This window comes from Vibrio fujianensis (assembly GCF_002749895.1).
Classification (GTDB): domain Bacteria; phylum Pseudomonadota; class Gammaproteobacteria; order Enterobacterales; family Vibrionaceae; genus Vibrio; species Vibrio fujianensis.
Map to the genome: position 1 here is coordinate 488,043 of NZ_NBUS01000043.1, position 5,463 is coordinate 493,505.

Below are 5,463 nucleotides of genomic sequence, written 5' to 3' on the forward strand. Positions count from 1 at the left end.
AAAAAACTGACGATCCTTGATATAGCAAAACTCTCCGGTGTCGGAAAATCGACCGTATCGCGAGTTCTCACCAATGATCCGAAAGTGAGGCCAGAGACGCGCGCGCGGGTTGAGCAAGTGATCGCTGAATCTGGCTATGTGCCGTCAAAATCGGCCCAATCTATGCGTGGTGGAAGCCAAAAAGTGGTTGGCGTTATTATTTCTCGTCTTGATTCGCCGTCTGAGAACCGTGCGGTCAGTCGTATGTTGCAAGTGCTTTATCAGCATGGCTATGATGTGGTCATTATGGAAAGCCAGTTTGACAGACAAAAAACGTTAGCTCACCTGCAAGTGTTGGCAAAGCGTAATGTTGATGGGGTAATTGTTTTTGGCTTTACTGATATCGATTTATCGACATTAGCGAGTTGGAATAAACGCGCTGTGCTTGTTGCAATGGACTGTGAATTTGTTTCTTCTATCAATTATGATAACCAAGGTATTATTAATCAAGCTTTGAGTTATCTCCAACAAAAAAATCTATCGCAAATCGCCTTTATTGGCGTTAATCCTCGAGATAAAACCACGGGGTTAATGCGTCTACAGGCTTATCTCGACTGGTGTGAGGCGAACGGCAAGTTGCCTAATTATCAAACCGGTGAGCTAGATCATGAAAGTGCCTATCAATTGGTCGACCACGTTTTATATCAAGACACTCAGGCGATTGTCTGTGCCAGTGATACCTTGGCATTAGGTGTTATCAAGCGCTTACAAGAGCGGCAACGTGATGATATTGCTGTGACTGGTGTTGGTGGTAATGAGCTTCTTTCTTTTCTCTTTCCGAATGTATATAGCGTTGATCCTGGCTACCATCAGGCAGGTGAAAAAGCGGCTAACTTACTGATTCATCAGTTATCAAACGATAGCACTGAGTGCGTTCATATCACACAACGACCCGCATCCACCTTGTGAGTAGCGCTCCCATATCTTCTCTTTGACGTTTCGTTTTCGAATGATGGACTTTTTATGCATTGTAGCCATTTTCTTTCAATATGGCTTTTGTGTTTATTGGTGCTATCTAGGTTGCGTCAGGAAGCGGTTCTTGAGATAAACCCCGAACCATTTGTGATCCATTTCAATTTATGGGACTGTTCCCATTTTATCTTAATATCGAATATGTCAGTATCTGACCATTCGAATGGGATTGTTCCCATTAAAATATCAACTATGATAAATGAAAAACAAATGGGGTGGATGGGATATGGCTAAGATAGCGAAACAAGACGTCACTCGTCTGATTGAGCTGATTGGTGGCAACGAAAATATTGCGAGTGTCAGTCACTGCTTAACACGTTTACGGTTTGTACTGAATGATACCGCGAAGGCTGATAGTAAACAGATTGAAACGCTAAGTATGGTGAAGGGGTGTTTTACCAATGCTGGGCAGTTTCAGGTCGTGATTGGTACTGAAGTCGATCAAGTTTATAAAATTTTATTATCGTTAACGGGGAAATCAGAAACATCGAAAGATGATGCGAAACTCGCCGCTCGGCAGAATATGAATGTGCTTGAGAGAGGAATATCTCATTTAGCTGAAATTTTTGTCCCACTATTGCCAGCGATCATTACCGGGGGGCTTATTCTGGGCTTTCGTAATGTGATTGGTGACATTAAAATGTTTGACGGTCAAACCTTGACCGAGATTAGCCAGTTTTGGGCGAGTGTGCATGCCTTTTTATGGTTGATTGGTGAAGCCATCTTTTTCTTCCTTCCTGTTGGGGTGTGCTGGTCAACGGTAAAAAAACTGGGTGGGACACCGATCCTCGGGATCACGCTTGGGGTGACTTTGGTTTCCCCCCAATTGATGAATGCTTACTTAATCGGCACGCAGGTGCCAGAGGTGTGGGACTTTGGTTGGTTTGCGATTGAGAAAGTTGGCTATCAAGCTCAGGTCATTCCGGCTATTTTAGCTGGTGTTGTGCTCGCGTTTATTGAAACGAATTTAAAACGCATTATTCCTTCTTATCTCTATCTTGTGGTGGTTCCTTTCCTTTCTATTATTCTGGCTGTGATTTTAGCCCATGCCTTTATTGGCCCATTTGGACGTGTGATTGGTGACGGGGTGGCTTACGCGGCTAAAGCAGCGATGACGGGTGATTTTGCGGTACTTGGTTCCATGGTTTTTGGCTTTTTGTATGCGCCATTAGTGATCACCGGTATTCACCACACCACCAATGCCGTAGATTTACAACTGATGCAAGATCTCGGCGGGACACCCATTTGGCCGCTAATTGCGTTGTCAAATATTGCGCAAGCATCTGCTGTGATGGGAATCATCATCATTAGTAAAAAACAGGGTGAGCGAGATATTTCTATCCCCGCGGCTATTTCAGCTTATCTGGGCGTTACAGAGCCAGCAATGTACGGGATTAACCTAAAATATAAGTTTCCTATGCTGAGTGCGATGATCGGCAGTGCATTAGCGGCGGCAATTTGTGGCAGCGCTGGTGTCATGGCAAATGGTATTGGTGTGGGAGGGCTTCCAGGAATTCTTTCTATCCAGCCACAATACTGGGTTACCTATCTGCTGGCGATGTTGGTTGCCATTGTTGTGCCTGTAGCGTTGACCTTACTGATGTATAAACGTGCGCAATTAAAAGATGATTTAGCACCAGCAAGCGAGTAATTCTATTTTAGAGTGGTCGATTACCACTCTTTTTTCTCCATTTTTAGTCAGTGAGTAGAGAGCAGATGAGAGCAGTTAATAGCGATAATGAATGGTGGAAAACGGCCACGATTTATCAAATTTATCCGAAAAGTTTTTGTGATAGTGGTGCAAAAGGAACGGGCGATCTACAAGGGATTATTAGCAAGTTAGATTACTTAAAGCTGTTGGGGATCGATGCGATTTGGCTTACCCCCATTTATCCTTCACCGATGATTGATAATGGATATGATATTGCCGACTATTATGGCATTAATCCAGACTTTGGTTCGATGGCAGATTTTGAACAACTGCTTAATGAAGCCCATCAGCGCGATATTCGTATCATTATGGATATTGTGGTTAACCATACGTCAACCAAACACGCTTGGTTTCAGTCGGCTATTGGTGATAAAGCAAGCCCTTACCGAGATTATTATATTTGGCATCCCCCTGTTAATGGTCAGGTTCCCAATAATTGGCAATCGAAGTTTGGTGGCAGTGCTTGGGCTTTGGATGAAAAAACACATGAGTATTATCTACATCTTTTTGCTCCAGAACAGGCGGATTTAAATTGGGAAAACCCTCAAGTACGTCAAGAAGTTAAAGATATTATTCATTTCTGGGCTCAAAAAGGCGTTGATGGCTTTCGGCTTGATGTCATTAATCTCATTTCTAAACAGCAAGATTTCCCTAATGATGAACAAGGAGATGGTCGACGATTTTATACCGATGGCCCAAAAGTTCATGACTATTTGCAAGAAATCAGCCGTGATGTCTTTCAACGCTATGGTAGTGTAACGGTCGGCGAGATGTCATCGACCACGTTAGAGCATTGTCAGCAATATTCAGCATTAGATGGTAAAGAGCTTTCGATGGTATTTAATTTCCACCATTTAAAAGTGGACTACCCAAATGGTGAAAAATGGGCCAAAGCGCCATTTGATTTTTTGCAATTGAAGCAGATTTTTAACCACTGGCAAACTGGGCTTAATGGCCAAGGCTGGGGAGCTTTATTCTGGTGTAATCACGATCAACCTAGAGTGGTGAGTCGTTTAGGCGATGATCAGCAGTATCGTGTTGAATCGGCAAAAATGTTAGCGGCATCCATTCATATGATGCAGGGAACTCCCTATGTTTATCAAGGGGAGGAATTGGGCATGACGAATCCTGGTTATACTTCCATTGAGCAGTATCGTGATGTGGAAAGCACCAATATGTATGACATTATGGTTAATCAGAAAGGTGTCAATAAAGAGGACATGTTGGCTATTTTAGCCGATAAGTCACGCGATAACTCACGAACACCGATGCAATGGAATAGCGCTGTATATGCAGGGTTTAGTCAGGCGACACCGTGGTTATCCGTGGCTGAAAACTATCAGCAGATCAATGCAGAGCAAGCCTTAGCGGATAACAGTTCTGTCTTTTATTTTTACCAACGTTTAATTCAATTGCGTAAAAAGGTTCCCGTGATCACACAGGGAGATTATCTTGATTTGTTGCCGGATCATCCAGCCATTTTTGCTTATCAAAGACGGGATGATAAACAGACTCTATTTTGCCTCAATAACTTTTATAGTGGAGAGGAGGAGTGTGTTTTACCTGAATGGGTGCAATTAGAGAATGCGCGTTATTTATTGGGAAATTACCGGTTACCAACAGATCAACCAGTGCACGCTCATCAAATACTGCGTCCTTATGAAACACGAATTATTTTGGTTGAGCATTAAATAGGGTCTGTTGACCGATCTACGGCGTTATTGGCTTCAAGGCGGAATCGGCTTGAAGCCTTTTTATTTGTGAGTGAGAAGTCATTCACTGATTGATTGGAGGGTAATAAAAAAGCCCACTCAATGAGTGGGCTTTCTTGTATAGAGAAAACCCCCAGCTAGGCTGGGGGTTCTGTAAAGCTTACAGCTATAAGTCAGTTATATAACCCCTTTCAATTTGATAAAAACGTCTTGTGGTCTGGCAACTGCAAGAGTTAATTAAGAATTGAAAGGGGGTCCCAATGGGGGACGAAAAGAGCTTAGCGCATACGCGATGGAACTGTAAATATCATGTGGTTTTTGCACCTAAGTATCGAAGGCAGGTGTTCTATGGTGAGAAACGAAGGGCAGTAGGCGAGATACTTAGAAAGCTATGTGAATGGAAAAACGTGAATATTATTGAAGCGGAATGCTGCGCAGATTATATTCATATGCTTTTAGAGATACCACCTAAGATGAGTGTTTCATCCTTTATGGGGTATTTGAAGGGAAAAAGTAGCCTGATGCTTTATGAGCGATTTGGTGATTTGAAGTTTAAGTACAGGAATCGTGAATTTTGGTGTCGAGGGTATTATGTCGATACGGTAGGAAAAAATACCGGCAAAATACAAAGTTACATAAAGCACCAACTAGAGCAGGTTAAAATGGGAGAGCAATTGTCGATCCCGTATTCAGGTAGCCCGTTTACGGGCCGCAGGAAATAGTCATATGCAAATGTCAGATCACTATGCGCCTGCTAGGGCGCAGCCAGTAGGAGAGCCTTATAGGCGCATATGAAAAACCACCGGCTATGCCGGTGGATATTTTTTTTAATATGGTGGAGGGGGACGGATTCGAACCATCGAAGGCGGAGCCGGCAGATTTACAGTCTGCTCCCTTTAGCCACTCGGGAACCCCTCCAAGGGGTTTTAACGGGCAGTCATACTACCACGTACTTAACTGAGGTTTTCCCAACACATCAATCAAGGGTTTCTCTAATGAGAGAATATGGTGGAGGGGGACGGATTCGAA

Annotated in this window: 4 protein-coding genes and 1 tRNA gene; 4 read left to right on the forward strand and 1 reads right to left on the reverse strand. The window is 43.3% G+C overall.

Annotated features, from left to right (window positions below):
• The 4 genes from treR to tnpA all read left to right on the forward strand — a co-directional run.
• On the forward strand, positions 1 to 948 hold a 948-nt coding region (gene treR, locus B7C60_RS13070; protein WP_099612049.1), incomplete at its 5' end, for a trehalose operon repressor TreR.
• 289 nt (positions 949 to 1,237) lie between these two features.
• Entirely contained in the window at positions 1,238 to 2,662 is a 1,425-nt protein-coding gene (treB, locus tag B7C60_RS13075) for a PTS trehalose transporter subunit IIBC (protein WP_099612015.1), read from the forward strand.
• A gap of 65 nt (positions 2,663 to 2,727) precedes the next feature.
• Positions 2,728 to 4,413: an alpha,alpha-phosphotrehalase gene (gene treC, locus B7C60_RS13080; RefSeq protein ID WP_099612016.1), complete on the forward strand. Its 1,686-nt coding sequence runs from the start codon at positions 2,728 to 2,730 to the stop codon at positions 4,411 to 4,413.
• 281 nt (positions 4,414 to 4,694) lie between these two features.
• On the forward strand, positions 4,695 to 5,156 hold the full coding sequence (gene tnpA, locus B7C60_RS13085) for an IS200/IS605 family transposase (RefSeq protein WP_099612017.1): 462 nt from the start codon (positions 4,695 to 4,697) through the stop codon (positions 5,154 to 5,156).
• 111 nt (positions 5,157 to 5,267) lie between these two features.
• Here tnpA and B7C60_RS13090 read toward each other — a convergent pair.
• Positions 5,268 to 5,352: transfer RNA gene (locus B7C60_RS13090), tRNA-Tyr, on the reverse strand.
• Positions 5,353 to 5,463 lie beyond the last annotated feature (111 nt).